Consider the following 19,898-nt stretch of genomic DNA (forward strand, 5'->3'; position numbering starts at 1 on the left):
CTCACCCGACTTGCACAGGTTTGGTCGCCTCTCGTGTGAACATTATTGGATAAAGGTTCAGCACTGAAAGGAGGTCCCCCTTCTTGATCTCGCCAGATTCCTGACCGAGCACATAGGCGGTATTAATGATTCGGTCTGTTTCAACAGGCGCAGGACCACCTTTAGCCCCTACCTTTACGACTGAAACAATTGGATGATGGCTGAACGCACAGGGCATCGCAAGCATGTCCTTCTGGACTTTGATATCCTTTACCTTTACACGCTCCAATTTCCCCGCTCCGATGGTTACGTCCTCGTCCGCGATTACCATCTCCCATTTTGCCCTTGTGGCTATGGTAAATTCATAAGGCGATGCTTTGACTTTTTTCCGAGATACTTTCCCGTTCTCACGGGAAACTACATTTACTATTTCGCTCATAAAGGCTCACCATAGACTATATATTCCTTATACTACTTAAATTTTATCATGTTTAATAATTATAATAATCAATCGTGATTTAAATTATTAATATAATCTTAGACATTTAAAGCCGGCGGATGCAATATATAATAGAGATTAAATTTAAATCTATTGCTGACACCGAGCTTTAAATTATTTAAAAGGCATGCCTCCTAAGCTCAATTTTCAATTAGCATATTTTCATAAATATTTTTATTTAATCGATAGTTTTATATACTTTTGTGTCAGACTTACGTCTGACAATTGGCATACTAATGTCGCACAAATGGCGCACGTATGCCATTAGCCTCCTTCCAAAGGGGAGATACCAAAATGCAAAGAGTCACACTAAGGCTCCCGGAACAGCAATTAAAAATGATCGACATGTTAGTAGAGGTTGGAGAATTTCCGTCCGCAAGCGAAGCAATCAGGACGGCTATAAGGGATCTCATCGATCTGAGAAGCGAAAAATTGGTTGGCAGGATGAAGTTGTTAGAGAAAACGCAAGATCAAACAAAATATGCAGATAGTTTTCTGCGTTTGAAAGAAGAAAAGCAATAAAATACTGAGGGGATGAATATGGAATCATTTGTACAAGATGCCTTAAAAATGGCAGAAAAAGAACAACAGTTGAAAAGAGCAGCAACAGGCGCTGCTGAAGATGTTGACGATTTCGGGACCCCGAAGATCGTCGTGGTCGGATGCGGCGGCGGTGGCAATAATACCGTAAATCGCCTTTACAACATAGGCATTGCCGGCGCAGATACGATCGCCATAAATACCGACAAGATCCACCTTGATATCACCCAGGCAGATAAGAAGATCCTGATAGGCAAGTCGATAACAAGGGGGCTTGGAGCAGGCGGATTCCCGGAGATCGGAAAGAGAGCGGCCGAGCTTGCAAGGGGAACACTTGAGGAAGTTCTCAAGAACGCGAACCTTGTATTCGTTACAGCAGGCATGGGTGGCGGAACAGGAACAGGCGTAGCACCGGTTGTTGCCCAGATCGCAAAAGACCAGGGCGCGATCGTGATCGGAATGGTTACAAGCCCGTTCAGGGTCGAGCGTGCAAGAATGGTCAAAGCGGAAGAAGGGCTTGATGACCTGAGGAACTGTGCGGACACCGTTATCGTACTTGACAATAACAGACTGCTTGACTATGTTCCAAATCTCCCGATCGACCAGGCATTTTCGGTAATGGACCAGTTGATATCGGAGACCGTTAAGGGTATAGCCGAAACAATAACCCAGCCTTCATTGATCAACCTTGACTACGCTGATGTCAGGGCCATAATGAAGGGCGGAGGCCTTGCGGTAATGCTTGTCGGAGAAGCAAAGGGCCAGGATAAGGCGAACGAGGTCGTAAGAGCGGCATTGAATCATCCGCTGCTTGACGTGGATACAACGGGTGCAACAGGGTGCCTGCTACATATCACAGGCGGACCTGACATGTCTCTCCACGAGGCAGAGCAGATCGCTTCCTCATTAACCTATGAACTTGACTCCCATGCAAACGTGATCTGGGGTGCAAGGGTAAGGAAGGATTACGAGAGCAAAGTCCGCTGCATGGCAATAATGACCGGTATAAAGTCAGCGCAAATAATGGGACCGAGCGAGCAGAGAAATGCTTCAAGGAACAGTTCCCCGGCAGTTGAGGAAAGAATAAGAGTTCCAGCTGGCAGGGCAACAAAAGGTTCGATAATTGATCAAATAATGTGAAAATATGAAATGCAAGCACTCTAAGATAGGTTGTGTCACACGCATCATTAACCAGGCATGGGAAGAGATGCGTGCGTGCGAGTGTGGAGTGGCCTGCGGGTATTACCATAAGAAATTGGTGAAAGCGCCGATATAAACCTGGCAAGAAATTGCCAGTTTTCTTTTTTATTTTTCTAATCGATAAGAATATTCTATATGCAGGCATATTTTAGTTCATGGATTTATACGATACTCTAAAAAAATTGAAAAATAACGAGATGAGTATTGAAGAGGCGGAAAGGCAGCTCAGGATAACTGGTTTAGAGCATCTTTCAAATATCGCAAAGATCGATGTCCACCGCGCAAAAAGGACAGGTATCCCTGAAGCCATTATTGCAGACTGCAAAACCGGCGAAGAAGTCGTCAATATTGCGCGTATCCTTTTAAAAAATGAAGGTAGGGTGATTATTACAAGGGTATGCGATGAGAATTATACAGCCCTGGGGTCGCTGGCAAATGAATTGGGTGTTGAGATCAGATGCGAAGAAAGGGCAAGAATGGCAGTCCTGGGCCGCCCAGCCATTAAGACCGGAGGGAAAGTGGGTGTTATTTCTGCGGGTACTGCGGATATACCTGTGGCAGAGGAAGCTAGGGTGATAGCAGAAGAGATGGGTTGTTCTGTCACCACAATATACGATGTCGGGGTAGCGGGAATCCACAGGCTTTTTCCCGAATTGACTAAGCTTATTGAAGCCGGTGTGGATGCTATCGTTGTTGCCGCAGGACGCGAGGGCACCCTTCCCACAATTGTATCCGGGCTTGTGGATATCCCTGTTATCGGGGTTCCTGTGTCGACCGGATACGGCGCAGGGGGAAAAGGAGAGGCTGCGCTTCTTTCGATGCTTCAATCCTGTTCCGTTCTGACTGTGGTGAATATCGACGCGGGTTTTGTGGCTGGAGCGTTCGCGGCAAGGATTGCAAATCAGGCTGTGCGGTATAGAAAACAAATGGAATAGATTGCATTAGAATGTCTTTTGGAAATCATATCCAAAAAATAAACTTCAAAAAAGTTGAAATCCTGGCTGATAAACTTATTCCAAATTACGCTTTTTGAAATAAAATTTATGGGGTGTATCAAATACATTTTTGCCAATTGAATAAATTTTTATACTATGTGAGAGAGTAATATGTTGTTAAAAAAGTTATGAGAGGTAAGAAAATATGAGAATAAGAGTTGTGAGTTCAAAAGAGGAGATTAATTCTCTGGGAGAGGGCGAGAAGATCATTCACCTGGCTTTCAGGCCATCAAACAAAGACATTTTTGCATTAGTTCAATCCTGTCCTAATGTGAAAGCAATACATATACCGAGTTCTTATATAAAAACGATATCGCATTCCACCAAGATGTTCCTTGATATGCAGGGCATTTCATTGCTGGAAGGGGATGTCTGGGGGCATAGGAAGGATATTAACGAATATTCCGAGATCAAACCAGAGGTCTTTGACAGGATGCAAGAACTGAAAGGTGAAGGCTTGTCCGAATCTGCTGTTCTCGACAGGCTGGGAAGAGAGACCCGGCTCAGCAAGGATTTATTGAAATTCCTGTTGAAAGAAAAATCCAAAAAGAAATAGACACTTTTTTGTGATCTATTTTTAATATTTTTAATTGGGGTGCTTGAATAAAACCAAGCATTATTCGGAACTATTTTCAGGTATTGGATTTTACAGTTGGCATCTTTTTCTTTATCTCATCAAGCAACTGTTCGTCGCTCTTTCCTTCAGTAGCTATACCGAGATCTTTTGCCATCTGTCTTATCTTAGGCGACTTCTCATCTTTACTTGATTTCTCTATATCCTTGAGTTCAAGCTCTGACTCATGTTGTGCTTTTTTGAACTCGCCTGTGGCCTTGCCAAGCGATCTTGCAAGTTCGGGGATCTTGTTAGCTCCAAAAAGGATTATTATGACAAGAACGATCAACAATATTTCGGGTGTTCCTATAGCCATATTATATACCTGAGGGTTTTGATCCTTCGACGGATTTCAGATTTTCATTTGATTTTAATCCTTCGTTAGACCTGATTTTTGCGCGTATTTCTTCTATCAACTGTTCAGCTGTCTTATTCTGTGCATCCAGACCCATTTCTATCGCAAGATTATGGATCTTTGTATCTCTGTCATTAATTGACGAATCCAATCGTTTAAGTTCATGTTCGGTTTCCATCTGGGCCTTCTTGAATTCCCCGGCGGCTTTACCAAGAGAGCGTGCCAATTCCGGGAGTTTGTTTGGCCCGAATAAGAACAATGCAACGATCAAAATCAATATCAACTCTGATGTTCCTATCATGAATCTATTCTTTATTGCTTCAATACTTAAATCTTTGTACACAAAAATCCACAAACGTTCTCGCAAACTTCGTGTATGAAGCAGCATGCAGATGTGCGTACGCAGCAAGCGTGTTCTTCACAAGTATGCCATCGAGATCCCCCTTTATCCCTGTTCCACGCTCAAGTCTGATAGCAAAATCTGTATCTTCAGGAAGATCAACTATCTCGGAATGATGGAATTCATGCCCGATAAAAGAGGCGCCCGCTTTTCCTATAACATTATTCTTTACAAAGCTGCCGACATTGTAGCTCACAACCCTTTTGTGCCCCATCAATGTCCTTCCCGGGATCGCACCGACCATCGCAAAGGTTCCTTCCTCCATTTCAGCCATATGATAATTGCCGGCACCAGAGACTCCGGTTTGAATCTCGTGCGTCAAATACATGAGGCCACCACATTCGGCATATAAAGGCATGCCATCGGATGAAAACTGTTTGATGGCTTCGCGCATAGGGGTATTGTCCTCAAGTTCCCTGGCGAAGAGTTCTGGATAGCCGCCGCCGATATAAATGCCGTCGACCTCGGGGATAGAACGGTCGTTCACAGGGCTGAAATAAACAAGTTCGGCACCTGCAAGCTCAAGCAATTCGAGATTATCACGGTAATAGAAATTGAAAGCTTCGTCCAATGCCACCCCGATCCTTATATTGTTTTCAGTGGAATATGATTTGAAAATATTCTCCGCAGGCTTCTTTAGAGGTTGTACGGAGCCTGCAAGGGATATCAGCCTGTTGATATCGATGCCCTCTTTAATGATCGCCTTGATCCGACCAAGATTCTCATCAAAATCAGCAAGTCTTCGCCTTCCCTCCATTGCAGGAATCAGCCCGAGATGTCGCATCGAGATCCTCATGGAGTCGTTTCTTGGAATTACACCTATGACCGGTGTACCGGTGTAATATTCAATAGCAGTCCTGGCTTTTTCTCCATGTCGATCACTTCCGATATTGTTCAGGATCACGCCTACAATGTTCACGTTCGGATCAAATGATTTGTATCCGGAGACAAGGGCTGCTGTGCTCCGTGTAATGCTTCTGGCATTAATGACCAGAATGACGGGGCATTCTAATATTTTGGCGATCTGGGCAGTACTCCCTGTATCGCTTGTGGCTTCAAGACCTTCAAAAAGGCCTCGCACGCCCTCAATAACCGCAATATCCGCGCCTTCCACAGCATGGGAAAATACCTCGCATACCGCTTCCTCCGTCATCAGATATCCATCAATGTTGCGGGAATACCTGCCTGTTACTTCGGTATGATAGCTGGGATCAATAAAATCCAATCCGACCTTGAACGGCTGCACTGTGTATCCCATATCGCGAAGTACTGACATTATGCCTGTAGAAATTGTGGTTTTCCCGGCTGAAGAGCGATCTCCTGCTATGAGGATACGGGGAATATCTATTGCATCGGTCATATTTTATGATGTAAAGCTGAGTTAAATTCTCGTAAGTTGTCTTAATCTTTTATCATCCAGCGGCACAGGGATTTTCCCATCTCTTTTCGCCATTATACTGCGCGCAAGTTTCCTGTAAACGCCTGCTATATTGGAATCGGGCGCTTTTTCAATAACTGAAAAACCTTCTCTCTCGCATGTTTGTACAAGAACATCCTTTGGGATAAATGCAAGCAAGCTGCTTCCTATTTCCTTTGCGAACTCGCTGACTATATTTTCTTCATTAGGCGCCCCCCGGGAGTTGCAGATCACTCCATTAAGAGTCATTTCGAGACGTGAAAGCCCTTTGCAGATATTATTGGCAGCATACAGCGGCATGTATTCGCCTGAGGTCAGAACGTATGCCTCGTTCACCAGACCTTTCTTGACAGGAGCTACAAAACCCCCGCACACGATATCACCCGGCACGTCATATATCACAAGGTCCGTATCCTCGATGGCTTTTGAGATTTTCCGAAGTAATGCTATTGCCACGATTATGCCTCTCCCTGCACACCCTATCCCGGGTTCCGGTCCGCCAATCTCTATACACTTTACACCTTTATACCCGTTGAATACGATGTCCTTTTCGGTGATTTCCTCGCCCTGCCTCATCAGGTCCATGATCGTGGGGATGCGCTCTCCGCGCAATAATGTAATGGAAGAGTCGCTTTTCGGGTCACATCCGATTATGGTTACGCGGTACCCATCGTCAGCACAGGCCGCAGCCACATTTGATGCTGTACTTGACTTTCCGATGCCTCCTTTTCCATAGATGGCAATTTGCTTAGGCATTCTGTTTATCCTATATTTAATTCAGTTGAAATTCGTTCGATAATTCTTTTTAGTTCATCATCAATTTCATCAGGTATTATTGATTGGTCGACCTTTTCTCCAATTATTATTTTCCGTCCGTCTGTATTCTTACTTTTTTCTTTCAAATATTTTTCAATATTCTTATCTTATTGAAATGCAATTCTATTAATGTTATGCGAACAGATTTTAGAAGACTAATTATTTTATAGCTAAATAAAATGCTTTCATTTATAATATTAACCGCAGATGAACGCAGATAAACGCAGATACATGATGATAAATCCGTGTTAATCTGTGTTATCCGTGCAATCCGTGTTCTATTCATCGACCCCACGCACCTCAATGGAACACGGATGACACGGATTTGACGGATTTTCACAGATTTTTTTATCTATGTTCCAGATTTTTCTATCATTCGTAAATATTGTTCTTTTGAATTCTGCTTTTTTACCAAAATTCAACAACATTCCAACTTCTTTATCTGTTGCTTTTAGATAATTGATCAACTGAGCTTTATGCTCATCCCTTAAACTCTCAGCAGCTTTGATTTCTATGATGATCTGGTCATTTACAACAATATCCGCAAAATAATTACCAACTTCCTGATTTTCGTAGTAAACTTTTATACTTCTCTGTTGTGAAGTGCATAACCCCATATTCTTTATCTCAATGTTAATGGCATTTTCATAAACTTTTTCCAAAAAGCCATAACCCAACGTGTTATAGACTTTGTAAAATGCACTTATAATTTTGTCGGTTATTTCAGCATGGAGCATTTTGTTCTCCTTTTATGAAACATGATGGCACTTGATTTGATTGATTTTTGCCCAAATATGAAATCTTCTTTCAATCACTTTTCGCCATCTCCCGAAGCGTGGCGCCGAATTCTGACTCCACGATGTGGTTCACACCCAGCGTCTTTGGATGCAGGTCGACTTCCACCACCACGTGCTTATGCCCCATCTCTTTTAAAGGCACAACCTGCCGCGGTCCGTTGGTGATGGAGAATAACTCCATGTTCTTTATGTTTTCCATGGGAAGCGCATGCGGCACACCAGTTATTACCGCAAAATCGAAATCGGAGTATTTTTCACCTATTATCCGGCTGGCTGTATCCCCCGCTATGGGGTACTCGTCCAGTCCTCCTATTATGTGGTGGATTTCAAAGCCTTTCTGCGTTAATTCTTCTCTGATTTCGCGTGCATTTCTTCTGTTCTTGGGAAGCCCCAGGTTCTCATCAAGGTTTGCCATATTTATGATACTTGAGTTTGAACCGAATTTCTTTGCTACCTGAGTGACAGCGAGATTGATGTCAGCGAACATGAACGCGGTCTCTTTCTTCGCGTTGAGGATGTTGAGTCCGTTCTTACCCTGTTTTATAAGCTCAAGCAATCTTCCCGCAACTTTAAATTTCAAATCCCCCCTGCTGGGTTCCAGATACTCCTGGCTTGCGGCTCCATGGCGCTTTTCGACATTGGTTGCTTCCTTCAGGAGTAATTTTTGCCTTTCGAATTCCGCTTCGCTTATTATTCCAGAGGCAAGGGCTGATTCAAGCGCGATGATGACTCCTTTTGTATTGTCCCTGTAGCCCGCATGGACTTCGACTTCAATGACTGGAACATCTGGCTGGACTTCCGTCACGGCTTCATGTAATTCCTCACCTATGATCATGCTCGCGCACGTTCCCACGATGCCAATACGTTTTGGATTGAACCGTTTGATGACCTTTTGAAGCACTTCAACAAGTGCATCGTGCCCGCCGAATACGAACCCAGATTCATCGAGCGATGTTGTGACAACCCTCATGCCATCCTCCTCAAGCAGGCGTGCATGCTTGAAACTGCATCCGGGAGGGCCATGCAGGATAACAACATCGGTATCAAGGTCTCTCAAGGTGTATAATGCGGCAACGATCGAGCTGGGGCGCGGATGCATTATCAGGGGTTCTTTCTCTCTTACTGGCATCTTTTTTCTCCAAATCAGTCCAATAGGACCAATGAAAATCGTGGTTTTAGCTTATAGACACTTATTGTGATAATACTTTCTACCACTTTAGCTTTCGGATAGGAATTAATACTATCTTCAAGAAAGCGCTTAATGGATAGGTATTAGATGGTCAGGTCAAGCCTGTCCAGATCGATCTTTTTCATTGTCCATCTATAATAGTTGAGGTGAGCATATAGCCCGAGTGCGATCAAAAGATAGCTCAAAATGTAAATTGAATCAAGTAATGTTCCAGTGTGAAATCCACTGCTTAATTCCTGATAGGATATTTTTGAAAGGATCTCCAAGACATAATCTCCTATTGTGCTGATGATTATTCCTATAAGTACTATAGTGAATGTGATGCTTTCTTTGTTTTCCATACTGGATTGCTGTCTGTAAAGAAAAAGGATCGGCAGAAGCATAATGACTATTGCATTATCTATGATTCTAAACAATATCTTCGTCAATACTTCCACATTGAACTCGATCCTGTAATTCAAAAGGAAATAAAAGATTATGAAATTTCCAAGGATGAACATAAAAATTATAAATATCCACTCCTTTTTGTGTATGCTTGTGAAATCTGTTATCTTCAATATATTTATACACGACCTGATTAGAAGAACATAGGCTATTCCGGCTACGGCCAGGGAAATATACGGGAGCGGGCCAAATATGCTGTACAGTAAGCTCCAGAACTGATCCAGGTTCGCGAAAAATAGAAACAATATGAAAAAAGCAAGGTAGAAGAATACTTTTTTAAGTTCCCGTTCATAGCTGAATGCTACTTTAAGAGATAACAAGAAAGCAATTAAAAGAGATATAAGCATAATATTAATCGTGTATATACCGGCTATATTCCTCGGCAAGAGCAGGGCGATGACAGAAATCCCGAAGCTGACGGGAATTGATATTTTCAAAAATAATTTAGGATTCATGCCAAACTCTTTTATCATCAGGTCGATTTTTCATATCAGCAATAATACAGATACTCATTAAAGATATGAAATTTGAGAAATCGTGAAGTTGGACAGTGCAGCAAAAGGGAGGTTTTAGCATTGGATCTAATTATAGATTGCATTCCATAAAAAACTAACGGCATTAAGAAGTTGCATCCGCATGATAAAAACAAGCATTGGTTTATGCACGGACCTTTAATTTATTAACATTAGTATTTCATTAGTATTTATACTTTTTGATATATTAAAATGCATTATATCCGGGTTCTTATACGGTGTCACTCTAATAGTAAGATAGTATTTATTGGTGGCACTATAATCTTATCATTAACCAGGAGGGTTTTAAGGGCAGGTTGGGGTGGGATTCAGCTTTTCAACAGAATATTTATCATTCCGATGTATATAAATAATCGCAGTGTTATTTACGATCAAAACTTGCTTTTGAGACTGAACGATGCTATTTAAAGCACTAATGAAATTAATAGCAATCAAGATAAACCTTCAGACCCTATTGTATATCTTGGCGTTTGTTAGTTTTGGCATAGGGGATAGTGTCAGTGGAGCCCATATGATGACTGTTCGAGGTCCATATGCTGAAGCCAATCCTGTTTTAAGGGATATGTTCATAACATTTGGTTTGGAGTACATGGTTCTGGCCAAGCTGTGGGTCACCGCCATTATGCTTTTTGCGATCCATATTTACCAGTGGCGGCATAAGGGCAGAATTTACTGGACTGTAAATGGGACCCTGCTCGCCATAATTGCGGGGGGATTGATAGGGACATATTTTAACATAAGGGTGCTTAATGGTGCAATGCCTTCGGAGCCGGGTTTAGTAATATTTATATACGCTGCTATTGTCCTGATTTTCATTGAACTGGGTAATCTTATAGACGGGCCTGCGTCATGAATTTCATATTTTCATGATTTCGGGACTTTATTAATTAGTAAACCGAAAGCAAAAAACACCACGATTAAACCCAGTATCCCGGCCTCAGGCCCATAATTGCCTCCAGTGAGTATGCTGGGCTCTATGTATCTTGATTTTATTAATCCAATATGTATATCTGAAAGGGTAAAGATATTATATTGCAGGAAGTTCCATGCGAAATGAAACCCTACTGCAGACATGAGTCCATATTTTAAATAGATTATCGCAGCGATAGCTCCGAGTAACCCAATAACGGAAAATGCCACGATTCCCCTTGACGTATCCAGGCCATAGTAAATTATGGAAGGTATGTGAATGGTGGAAAACATTAAAGAAGAAAGGAAAATACCTGCCCGGGTCCCGGTTTCGGAGATAATGTTCGGAAGCATATAACCTCTAAAGGAGATTTCTTCCCCCAGGGCAACGATTATCTGGAGAATAAAATACGAAGAAAGTAGATAAAGATTTAGATCAAATCCTTCAATTTTGACCCAATCAGCAAGAATTTCGATTCCAAACACTATTCCAATCAAGGAGGTCCCTATTAATAATCCGGAAGCAACATTTCCTCTCCATGAGATATTGCTATTTAAATAAATAACAGCTAAAATAATTATTACATATATGATATATATGGAAACGGGATTAGATACTGCAACCAGGTTAAAAACCAACAATCCCATTATAAGGCAATACATTGAAAGGCTTTTTATTAAAGGTCTCATACCACTTCTTGTGACGTATCCAGCGTGATGCGATCCTTTATATTGACTTTCATCCTTTTCGTTGGAGGTATCATTCCCCGTATTTTCGATATGATCAGTAGATTTGTTATATCGTCTCCGTTAATTGTTACATCCAGGTCGAATACAACATCACATTTATTTGCGATCATGTTCTCAATTTCTTTCCCATGGGTATTATTGAAAATATACAGGTAGCATATACTGTTAGTGCTTGATGTGATCTCATAGATCTTATTCAGGAGACGCCATGTTCTATCACGGTCGTTTATGAGATCTATGTAAAATGAGAAATTATCTATTATAATCCTATTGTCCTCGCTGGCCTGGATTTGCTTTAGCGAGTGTTCGGTGAAAAGGGATATTTCATCATCCTTTCTCATCGATGCGGGATTAAAATACCTGTTCATATTATCCTGGATATCCTTGTCGCTGCTCGGTCCCACTATGAACGTACAGTTTGCATTCCCGGCAGCATGACACTGGATTTCATAAGCGCTCATCTCTGAATTAAGGAGTGACGTGAGGAGACCGGCAAACAGCCCGGCGTGATAGTAGCATATACTTTCTTTAAACCCGGAAAGCTCATTGCATTCAGGGCAATTGTTAAATTCTATTGTGAACTTCTTGTTCTTCGGGTCGATCTCTGAGAACCGAAAGCTGCTCTGCTCATTTGTTTTCATCAATTTGGTAAATACCTTGTTTGATAGATCTCCAAGGATTTCTGCTGCTTTTTCTTTTGTCCAGAACTCGAACTTCCAGAGCGTATCTTTTGGCAGTTTGACGCTCTCGGTGAAGATATTTGCGTCTTTCTTTGCGCTATTATAAGATAATTCGTATAGATTTTTTTTGACAGTGGGTGGCAGGTTCTCTTTTTGTTCGTAGTTAAATTTACTGTATATGTCAACAAAGGAAATGTTCTTCGTATCAAAACCCAATTTTTTTGATCCCTGGATTATGTGCTCTGGCTTTCGCTCCGTTGTAAAATACAGGACTTTCCCGACCGATGCCAGCTGATGTATCAAGACCTCGGCCATGGATTTCGGATTTATAAGGCAGCAAACCATTGAACCGGCTGGGATGCCTCCTCCCAGTACATTGTCTAAAAGCGTTACTCCCGATGATTTTATGCCGTCTTTGGGTTCAACTTTCATTTTTTGTATTAATTCTTCAATGGTGTATATATTAAGTAGTGGTTTTGATTCCAATTCCTGATTCAAAATGCAATGAATGAAGATCTTATTTATTGAGATATATTAAGTCATTTAATTCTTTACGCAGGCAATCGATAGCCACAAGAATTCCTACGAATCCTAGTAACCATTCCGGGTATTTTATACTCAGAATCGGCTCACCGGCCGAAAAATATACATAACCATTGATATTCGCGTATATCCATGTGAAAAGGATCACAGTCATATAACTTATTATAGCCATAAGCCCGAGTATTCGAATATTTTTGGTTATCTTTGCAAAATCATTGAAAATAGCATTTCCGTTTGCGCAGGCATTGTTGTTAGTGTTAGTAAAAAAAACCTCATTTGAAGGCTGCACATAATTGGACGGCACCATGACCTTTGCAGCACCAGACCGGGTTTTGGCCCGGTATGATACCGCTAATGCGGAATATCCAGTAGAAAGGATGCCAATATCCCAAGATGAGACAGGGATAACGCTTGCCGTCTGCCAGGCGTTATATCTTGAACTATCTGTCTTCAGAAACCGTGCATTGTTTATGAATATTGTATTGCTTGTCTCTGTATCTTCGCTGCCTCTATCTCTCCTGCCGATACCATCACCTTGGATTTCTTCCCTTCTGCTCTTACTAAAATGAGACACTTCAGTAGTCTTGTCTTTTAAAATATATATAGCTTACTCATTATCATTATGATAATTATGAAAAAATTCTATCAAGAAAACAGTGCCTATAGAAATATTCGAGAAAATAGAATTTATATAAGAATACATCAATTCAATATTCCAGGGGCATATCCTTTGGGAAATTCATCGAATGAACTATTATAGCAAGATTTAAACTCTCATCGTGATATAAAATGAAACCAAATGACAAAAAATCTTGTATTCATAACTGTAATTGGCAAAGACCAGAAAGGAATAATCGCCCGTATTTCAAACGCTGTTTTCAGGCATAATATCAATATCGAGGATTTGAACCAGAAAATAATGGGGGGTTACTTTGTGATGACAATGCTTGCCGATATGTCGGATTCCAGTATTACGATCGGAGAATTGAAAAAAGAACTTGCGGTGATAGAGACTCAAATGGACCTTTCTATCCAGGTCCAGCACGAGAATATCTTCAAAGCAATGCACCGGGTGTAAGGTATGGAGTATTCACTCGATGAGGTCATGGAAACAGTCCGCATGACCCTTTACCATAATTTTGATATCAGGACTGTTACGCTTGGCATAAACCTGAAAGATTGTATTCATTCGGACCTTGAGATCTTTAAATCAAATGTTCATGATAAGGTCACAGATTACGGGGAAAATCTCGTAAGCGAAGCCGAGAAACTCGAGGATAAATATGGCATTCCGATTATCAATAAGAGGATCTCTGTGACCCCCGTTTCCCTGATAGTAGAGGCATGTGCTGGCGATTCATCGATTGAAATCGCAAAGACGCTGGACAGGGCGGCTAAAGACGCCGGTATAGACTTCATTGGGGGATACGGGGCGCTAGTTCAGAAAGGGATGACACGGGCTGACGTACGGCTTATGGATTCGCTTCCCGAGGTGCTCTCGACCACGGAACGGGTGTGTGCTTTTCTAAATGTTGCCTCTACGGTTGCTGGAATGAACATGGATGCTGTGATACGGATCGGAACCATTCTGAAGGATATTGCAGACAGGACAGAAAACGGCATCGGATGCACGAAATTTGCAGTTTTTTCAAATGCTCCCGAGGATAATCCCTTCATGGCAGGAGCTTTTCACGGGGTTGGGGAACCGGATTTCTCATTGAACATCGGTATTAGCGGACCTGGTGTGGTGAGGAGCGTTGTTGAAAAGAACAAAGAATGTGATCTTACGGAGCTTTCTGAGGCTATCAAACGTACGGCTTTCAAGATAACGAGGGCAGGTGAATTGATAGGCAGGGAACTTGCCTCAAATATGGACGTGCCTTTTGGGATAGTGGATATTTCGCTCGCCTCAACCACGAAAGTGGGGGATTCGGTGGCGGGGATTGTGGAACTTATGGGTATAGAGAAGATGGGAGCACCGGGCAGCACAGCGGCCCTGGCTCTTCTCATCGATGCGGTAAAGAAGGGAGGTGCCATGGCTTCCGGGAATGTGGGCGGCCTTAGCGGCACTTTTATCCCGGTGAGCGAGGATTCAGGCATGAATGCCGCGGTAAAATCGGGCGCACTTTCCATCGAAAAGCTTGAAGCTCTTACGGCCGTATGTTCTGTGGGTCTGGATATGATCGCGATCCCGGGGGATACCTCCGCGGAGACGATATCGGCTATTATCGCGGACGAACTGTCTATAGGGATTGTGAATGGGAAAACCACAGGCGTAAGACTGATCCCTGTCCCCGGCAAGAAAGCGGGGGATTATGTGAATTGGGGAGGGTTGCTCGGCGAGACGTATGTTATGGACATAAGCAAATTCAGCTCCCGGGATTTTATACTGCGCGGGGGGAGGATGCCGAGTCCGATAACAAGCATGAGAAATTAAGTTTGTTCTCCCAGTAATATTATTAGGTCATCAATACAATAATAGTAAGGATGTTTAAATTTCGAATAAGTAAATCCATCATAGTATATGTTTCCATTTTTGCATTTCTTGTGCTATTCTATAGCCTTGCTTTCCTGTATCTTATGCATACATACGAGAACAAGGATTGGGGATTTGCAACCGCCATTTATTGGATAATTGGTACCATGACGACAACGGGTTTTGGTGAGATTTATTTTACTACTGTTATCGGGCATCTCTTTACAATAATTGTCATTATTTCAGGCGTGATCATGATCTTTGCCCTTCTTTTCCCTCTGGTAGTAACCCCAGGGCTTGAAAGGATGTTCAGGAAAGAGTTACCTTCGAAAGTCCCGATTGATCTGAAAGACCACATAATAATATGCTGCTATAATCAGCTCGTTGAAACTCTTATTTCAGAACTTGAGGAGTATAAGATCCCCTTTGCGGTCATCGATGAAAATGAAAGAAACATCGTTCAATTAATTTCCAGAAAGATACTATGCGTTCATGGGGATGCAGCAGACGAGGATGTGTTATTGAATTCCAATATCTTTTCTGCAAGGATGCTGATAGCCAATCAGAACGATGAAAAAAATGCCAGCATAATTTTGACGGCCAAGGGGTTGTGCAATATCAAAGTAATATCTCTTGTTGAGAACAGGGCACGGGCAGGATATCTGAAATATGCGGGAGCCGACCGGGTGATATCCCCAAAAAATCTATTTGGCATATACATAGGAAGAAAAGCTATCGACCCCCTTACCGATCATCTTTCCGGGGCTACCCGGTTTTTTGAAGACCTGAGCATTGTTGAACTTCCTATCTATCCCCGAAGCATTCTCATCGGGAAAAAATTGAAAGATGCACAGATACGTGCCCGGACGGGAGCAAATGTCGTCGGGATCTGGACCGGCGGCATATTATCATTGAATCCCCAGCCGGAAGATATGATCAAAGAGAATTCCATACTGCTCGCTGTGGGTGCCGAGAAACAGCTTGAAGTATTGAAAAAGATGACAAGGTGATACATTGGACAAACATTTTATTCTCATCGGGTACGGCGACGTGGGAATGAGCATTGCCAAGGTTCTGGAAAATGCCCATGTGAGTTTTGTGGTCGTGGATAAGAATGAAGCTAAATTCAAGGATAAAGGATTTAGATACGTTGTCGGAGACGCGATCGATGAGGATGTTCTCAAGAGAGCTGACCTGAAAAGGGCAACGTCAGTTATAATAGTCCTGAATGACGACACGGATATCATTTTCACAACGCTCATTGCCAGAACCCTGAATCCTCATTGCATCATCATCGCCAGGGCTAATTCCACAAAGTCCATTGACAAGATTTACAGGGCAGGGGCAGATTATGTAGCATCCCTCTCTATCGTAGCCGCGCAGATGCTAGCGCGCATTATCCTCGGGCATGAGATCGAGGAGACAATAATGATGTTCGAAGGGCTGGAAATAGAACGATATCATGTGACGAGAGATTCCCCGTTGGCAGGGGCACGGATCCAGGATGCATGTATCCGCTCGAGGATAGGTTGCACAATAATAGGCATCGAAGAGAACGAGAAGACCACGACCGACATAGACCCTTCGATAGTCATTAAGGAAGGAATGACGCTGGCGATTATCGGGAACAATTCACAGATCGAAAAATTCAAGGAAGAGTACGTTAAGGGTTCATAAATTCAGGTTTGAGCCTTATCATCAGGGATCGCGAATATTCCTGATCTTCACAATCCTGTTTTATATTAGATATTTTTTTGTATTTCGATCAATAGATGTCGGATCATGTTATCTAGGTTGGACATTACGTCATGGATATATCCGGGAAGCCCAAAGATGTAAGGCTGCGCACGATCCCACCAAAGAGGAATCGTGAGACTTGCAAGAACGATCGCAAACCCGATAAAAACAAAAAGCACCTCTAGCTTTTTCATTGGTTTTAATATTTAAACCCATTTGTATATAAACATTGCTCAAAAAATCTTTTCTCAAGCCTCTATTTAAAGCCGGCAGCATGCCCCGTAAAGAATATTTCTTTCCAAAAGCTTTATCAATAGAAGGGTACGTTAAGGATAATCCCGTTCAAGATTATTCGGTGGATTTTATGACCCAAAAGACAAAAGGTAAGAAGAAACGACTGGCAAAAGCACAGAACCAGAACCAGCGTGTCCCGGCATGGGTTATTGTGAAGACCAAACGGAACGTAATGACCCATCCAAAGAGACGCCATTGGAGACGCAGCACGCTGGATGTTTAAGGTGATATGATATGGCAGACATTGAAAGGATATATACAATCCCGCTTACGGATGCAAGGAAAGTTCCGCGCTGGAAGAGAGCAGAGAGCGCGGCCAGAAAGGTGAGGGCATATCTTGCAAAGCACCTTAAGACCGACCTGAAAGAAGTAAAGATCGATAAAACTATCAACGAGAAGCTCTGGGAGAGAGGCTCCATGAAACCGCCATTAAAGATCCGCGTGAGAGCGGTCAAATTCGAGGCAGGCGGAGTTCAGGCAGAACTCGTCCAGGAATAACTTTTTTGTAATAAAGGGCAGATTTGGAGCGCAGACTTAATATTTCAGGTACCCCTGTGCTGGGTGTGTTCGCGACCTGCACAGAGGAATTTGTTTTTATCCCAAAAGAGATCCCTCCTGAAACAGCAGAAGAACTGGAAAAATCCCTTGGTGTGAAGGCAATAAGCACTCTGGTGGGTGGGAGCGCTATCATAGGTTCGCTGATGCGCGGTAATTCAAATGGCGTGATAGCAGCGGGTTTCATTCTTGAAAGGGAAATACGGGCTATCAGGAAACATACGAAAGCTGCGCGTTTATCCGGGGAATTGAATGCTGCGGGAAACCTCATTCTTGCCAATGATACATCGGCGCTGGTGCATCCAGATATTTCTGATAAAGCTGTAGGGGTGATCAAAAGGACATTGGGCGTTGATGTCCAGAGGGGCACTATCGGGGGCCTGAAGACTGTTGGCATGGCAGGCATAGCCACGAACAAAGGGGTTCTTGTCCATCCAAAAGTCACCCCAGCCGAGATCGGTATGCTTGAGAAGCTTTTCGACCTCCCGGTTGACATAGGCACGGTCAACTTTGGCTCGCCACTTGTGGGTTCGGGTCTTCTTGCAAACAGCAAGGGCTATGTGGCCGGGGAGGATACGACGGGTCCAGAGATCAGTCGAATAGAGGATACGCTGGGGTTTGAATAAAGAATGCTTTATCGTTTGCAATAAGTAGATTTCAAGTGTGTTCAGGAAAGGTCATGGGATGATCTCACACCCGTTATTAAGCCCGGGGTAATCGAAATCCTTCGTTTCTACTATTCCATTTTTGACCAAATCCCGAACTATGGGAAGAACAGCATCAAGTTCCCTCACGAGATGTTTCACGGTCGAGCAGATAAGTTCATATCCATTTTTCCGGAGCATATCCTGGGCACGGTTAACAAAAAGGCACCTTCCTCCGCAGATCATGAATATTTCGCACGATACGCAGGGTTCGCCAACGAGTACTTTATTGCAAAGGGAGACCGGAGTCCCATTAAATATCGATCCTATTATCGAAAAATCAAAATCAATGGAGACCGGGCAGGCCGAAATCCTTCCGTCTGGCATTATCGTAAAAAAATCAATACCTGAACCACATCGAAGGGTTGATGGGGCACTGCTGAGCATTGAATTCATGATTCCTATGAAGGGAACGATCCCATGAACTTGATGGGTATTTCTCATTTCTTTTACCCACCAATCTACAAGCAGGGAGATGCCAGCATTATATGATCGTATCCATTCCCCGGGTCCATTATCCCCCTCTTCTCCACTTTCCCAGAACATTTCAAACCCGAGCTGCCAGTGGATATGGTAGAATGCTTTCAATTGCGCAAGGTGCAGCACGTTTTCATAGATATCCGTACCCTGCGGCACTGTCATCCTGGCAACGATGTCGCCCCGGAATCCTTTTTGCCTTATGATCCTTGCATTATACATTACACGGTCGTAAACACCATCGCCCCTGTTCCCATCCGTCACTTCCCTTGTCCCGTCGATCGATATCAGTATCGAATGGATTTTCTCCAGATACTGCGGCTCTACCCCATCAAGAAGCAAGCCATTCGTCTGGATAACATACCTCGCGGGTATTGCATCCATTATCTTTTTCATCATCTCGATGCGAAGCAGCGGTTCACCGCCATAAAACTCAATAACTGGGACTTTATCAAGGGATATGAATTTTTTGAGGTCTGAAATAGAATACTGTATCTCCTTCGGTTCTTCGTCGCTCCCGCCTCCGCAATAATTGCAGTTCAGATTGCAGTTCTTTGTCAGGATAATATGATAATGCATGAAGATGTCATCCTTGGTGGGAATAGCGAGTTAACATATTTAAATAATACGCATATATTAATTATTTATACTGTGTTTTATAAAAAAATTTCGAGATAATGAAAAGATGGCGTTAGTGTTACCCAATCATAAGCATCAGGATTTTGACTACGATCAGTACCCATCCCACAGCCACTACGATCCAGACCGCTTTCTTTGCCACTTCCGCTATTCCAAGGAAGATGGTCAGAATCACGAGTATTCCTATGGCATCGACCATATTAGTGGGAATTGTGACTCCGGAAATCGACTGTATCAGGCTCACTATCTTTTCACCCATCCAGTGCCCTATGGAGTAAATAAAGGTCAGGGCATTGCTTACTAAAGTTTCTGCCATAATTCACACTTTAATCGCTTGCATTTAATAAGAACTTTTAT

The 19,898-nt window shown here is 42.8% G+C and carries 26 protein-coding genes; 12 read left to right on the forward strand and 14 right to left on the reverse strand.

Annotated elements, in window-relative coordinates:
- Position 1: 1 nt before the first annotated feature.
- On the reverse strand, positions 2-418 hold the full coding sequence (locus tag O8C65_01105; GenBank protein ID MCZ7355505.1) for a DUF22 domain-containing protein: 417 nt from the start codon (positions 416-418) through the stop codon (positions 2-4).
- Between the two features lie 354 nt (positions 419-772).
- On the opposite strand from O8C65_01105, the gene O8C65_01110 reads away from it, so the two are divergent.
- The 4 genes from O8C65_01110 to O8C65_01125 all read left to right on the forward strand — a co-directional run bounded on the left by O8C65_01110 (position 773) and on the right by O8C65_01125 (position 3,769).
- Positions 773-1,000: a ribbon-helix-helix domain-containing protein gene (locus O8C65_01110; protein ID MCZ7355506.1), complete on the forward strand. Its 228-nt coding sequence runs from the start codon at positions 773-775 to the stop codon at positions 998-1,000.
- Between the two features lie 18 nt (positions 1,001-1,018).
- Entirely contained in the window at positions 1,019-2,158 is a 1,140-nt protein-coding gene (ftsZ, locus tag O8C65_01115; protein ID MCZ7355507.1) for a cell division protein FtsZ, read from the forward strand.
- Positions 2,159-2,373: 215 nt separating this feature from the next.
- On the forward strand, positions 2,374-3,153 hold the full coding sequence (larB, locus tag O8C65_01120) for a nickel pincer cofactor biosynthesis protein LarB (GenBank protein MCZ7355508.1): 780 nt from the start codon (positions 2,374-2,376) through the stop codon (positions 3,151-3,153).
- Positions 3,154-3,358: 205 nt separating this feature from the next.
- The gene (locus tag O8C65_01125; protein MCZ7355509.1) at positions 3,359-3,769 is read left to right on the forward strand and encodes a DUF1699 family protein; all 411 of its coding nucleotides are present in this window, start codon (positions 3,359-3,361) and stop codon (positions 3,767-3,769) included.
- Between the two features lie 76 nt (positions 3,770-3,845).
- Here the strand turns inward: O8C65_01125 and O8C65_01130 are convergent, their stop codons facing one another.
- The 7 genes from O8C65_01130 to O8C65_01160 all read right to left on the reverse strand — a co-directional run bounded on the left by O8C65_01130 (position 3,846) and on the right by O8C65_01160 (position 9,699).
- Complete coding sequence (locus tag O8C65_01130; GenBank protein ID MCZ7355510.1) at positions 3,846-4,142, reverse strand: twin-arginine translocase TatA/TatE family subunit; 297 nt, start codon at positions 4,140-4,142, stop codon at positions 3,846-3,848.
- Between the two features lies 1 nt (position 4,143).
- Positions 4,144-4,482 carry a twin-arginine translocase TatA/TatE family subunit gene (locus O8C65_01135; GenBank protein ID MCZ7355511.1) on the reverse strand — a complete coding sequence of 113 codons (339 nt, stop codon included), beginning with the start codon at positions 4,480-4,482 and terminating at the stop codon, positions 4,144-4,146.
- A 19-nt stretch (positions 4,483-4,501) separates the two neighbouring features.
- Positions 4,502-5,941 (reverse strand): Ni-sirohydrochlorin a,c-diamide synthase, encoded by a 1,440-nt coding sequence (gene cfbB, locus O8C65_01140; protein MCZ7355512.1) that lies wholly within the window; start codon positions 5,939-5,941, stop codon positions 4,502-4,504.
- Positions 5,942-5,962: 21 nt separating this feature from the next.
- Positions 5,963-6,754 carry a Ni-sirohydrochlorin a,c-diamide reductive cyclase ATP-dependent reductase subunit gene (gene cfbC, locus O8C65_01145; protein ID MCZ7355513.1) on the reverse strand — a complete coding sequence of 264 codons (792 nt, stop codon included), beginning with the start codon at positions 6,752-6,754 and terminating at the stop codon, positions 5,963-5,965.
- A gap of 338 nt (positions 6,755-7,092) precedes the next feature.
- Positions 7,093-7,551, reverse strand: a complete 459-nt coding sequence (locus O8C65_01150) for a GxxExxY protein (GenBank protein MCZ7355514.1) — start codon at positions 7,549-7,551, stop codon at positions 7,093-7,095.
- A gap of 70 nt (positions 7,552-7,621) precedes the next feature.
- A complete protein-coding gene (gene cfbD / locus O8C65_01155) occupies positions 7,622-8,740 on the reverse strand; it encodes a Ni-sirohydrochlorin a,c-diamide reductive cyclase catalytic subunit (protein ID MCZ7355515.1) in 1,119 nt (372 codons plus the stop codon).
- Positions 8,741-8,883: 143 nt separating this feature from the next.
- Complete coding sequence (locus tag O8C65_01160; GenBank protein ID MCZ7355516.1) at positions 8,884-9,699, reverse strand: hypothetical protein; 816 nt, start codon at positions 9,697-9,699, stop codon at positions 8,884-8,886.
- Between the two features lie 589 nt (positions 9,700-10,288).
- Between O8C65_01160 and O8C65_01165 the strand changes: the two genes are divergently transcribed.
- The gene (locus tag O8C65_01165) at positions 10,289-10,630 is read left to right on the forward strand and encodes a hypothetical protein (GenBank protein MCZ7355517.1); all 342 of its coding nucleotides are present in this window, start codon (positions 10,289-10,291) and stop codon (positions 10,628-10,630) included.
- Positions 10,631-10,641: 11 nt separating this feature from the next.
- Here the strand turns inward: O8C65_01165 and O8C65_01170 are convergent, their stop codons facing one another.
- The 3 genes from O8C65_01170 to O8C65_01180 all read right to left on the reverse strand — a co-directional run bounded on the left by O8C65_01170 (position 10,642) and on the right by O8C65_01180 (position 13,233).
- Complete coding sequence (locus tag O8C65_01170) at positions 10,642-11,334, reverse strand: CPBP family intramembrane metalloprotease (GenBank protein ID MCZ7355518.1); 693 nt, start codon at positions 11,332-11,334, stop codon at positions 10,642-10,644.
- Positions 11,335-11,372: 38 nt separating this feature from the next.
- On the reverse strand, positions 11,373-12,548 hold the full coding sequence (locus O8C65_01175; protein MCZ7355519.1) for a hypothetical protein: 1,176 nt from the start codon (positions 12,546-12,548) through the stop codon (positions 11,373-11,375).
- Positions 12,549-12,633: 85 nt separating this feature from the next.
- On the reverse strand, positions 12,634-13,233 hold the full coding sequence (locus O8C65_01180) for a hypothetical protein (GenBank protein ID MCZ7355520.1): 600 nt from the start codon (positions 13,231-13,233) through the stop codon (positions 12,634-12,636).
- 225 nt (positions 13,234-13,458) lie between these two features.
- On the opposite strand from O8C65_01180, the gene O8C65_01185 reads away from it, so the two are divergent.
- From O8C65_01185 to O8C65_01200, 4 genes are read left to right on the forward strand one after another with little or no spacing between them, the layout of a single operon-like run.
- A complete protein-coding gene (locus O8C65_01185; protein ID MCZ7355521.1) occupies positions 13,459-13,737 on the forward strand; it encodes an ACT domain-containing protein in 279 nt (92 codons plus the stop codon).
- Positions 13,738-13,740: 3 nt separating this feature from the next.
- A complete protein-coding gene (locus O8C65_01190) occupies positions 13,741-15,096 on the forward strand; it encodes a PFL family protein (protein ID MCZ7355522.1) in 1,356 nt (451 codons plus the stop codon).
- A 50-nt stretch (positions 15,097-15,146) separates the two neighbouring features.
- Complete coding sequence (locus tag O8C65_01195; GenBank protein MCZ7355523.1) at positions 15,147-16,145, forward strand: potassium channel protein; 999 nt, start codon at positions 15,147-15,149, stop codon at positions 16,143-16,145.
- 4 nt (positions 16,146-16,149) lie between these two features.
- On the forward strand, positions 16,150-16,812 hold the full coding sequence (locus O8C65_01200) for an NAD-binding protein (GenBank protein MCZ7355524.1): 663 nt from the start codon (positions 16,150-16,152) through the stop codon (positions 16,810-16,812).
- A 65-nt stretch (positions 16,813-16,877) separates the two neighbouring features.
- On the opposite strand, the gene O8C65_01205 is transcribed toward O8C65_01200, so the two are convergent.
- Complete coding sequence (locus O8C65_01205; GenBank protein ID MCZ7355525.1) at positions 16,878-17,066, reverse strand: hypothetical protein; 189 nt, start codon at positions 17,064-17,066, stop codon at positions 16,878-16,880.
- Between the two features lie 170 nt (positions 17,067-17,236).
- On the opposite strand from O8C65_01205, the gene O8C65_01210 reads away from it, so the two are divergent.
- From O8C65_01210 to O8C65_01220, 3 genes are read left to right on the forward strand one after another with little or no spacing between them, the layout of a single operon-like run.
- Positions 17,237-17,389 carry a 50S ribosomal protein L39e gene (locus tag O8C65_01210; GenBank protein ID MCZ7355526.1) on the forward strand — a complete coding sequence of 51 codons (153 nt, stop codon included), beginning with the start codon at positions 17,237-17,239 and terminating at the stop codon, positions 17,387-17,389.
- An 11-nt stretch (positions 17,390-17,400) separates the two neighbouring features.
- Positions 17,401-17,664 (forward strand): 50S ribosomal protein L31e, encoded by a 264-nt coding sequence (locus tag O8C65_01215; GenBank protein ID MCZ7355527.1) that lies wholly within the window; start codon positions 17,401-17,403, stop codon positions 17,662-17,664.
- A 23-nt stretch (positions 17,665-17,687) separates the two neighbouring features.
- Entirely contained in the window at positions 17,688-18,347 is a 660-nt protein-coding gene (locus O8C65_01220; protein MCZ7355528.1) for a translation initiation factor IF-6, read from the forward strand.
- Between the two features lie 51 nt (positions 18,348-18,398).
- Here the strand turns inward: O8C65_01220 and O8C65_01225 are convergent, their stop codons facing one another.
- Complete coding sequence (locus O8C65_01225; protein ID MCZ7355529.1) at positions 18,399-19,481, reverse strand: TIGR04084 family radical SAM/SPASM domain-containing protein; 1,083 nt, start codon at positions 19,479-19,481, stop codon at positions 18,399-18,401.
- Positions 19,482-19,599: 118 nt separating this feature from the next.
- A complete protein-coding gene (locus tag O8C65_01230; protein MCZ7355530.1) occupies positions 19,600-19,857 on the reverse strand; it encodes a hypothetical protein in 258 nt (85 codons plus the stop codon).
- Between the last annotated feature and the right edge of the window lie 41 nt (positions 19,858-19,898).

The sequence above is a fragment of the Candidatus Methanoperedens sp. genome, assembly GCA_027460535.1.
In the GTDB taxonomy this organism is placed as follows: Archaea; Halobacteriota; Methanosarcinia; order Methanosarcinales; family Methanoperedenaceae; genus Methanoperedens.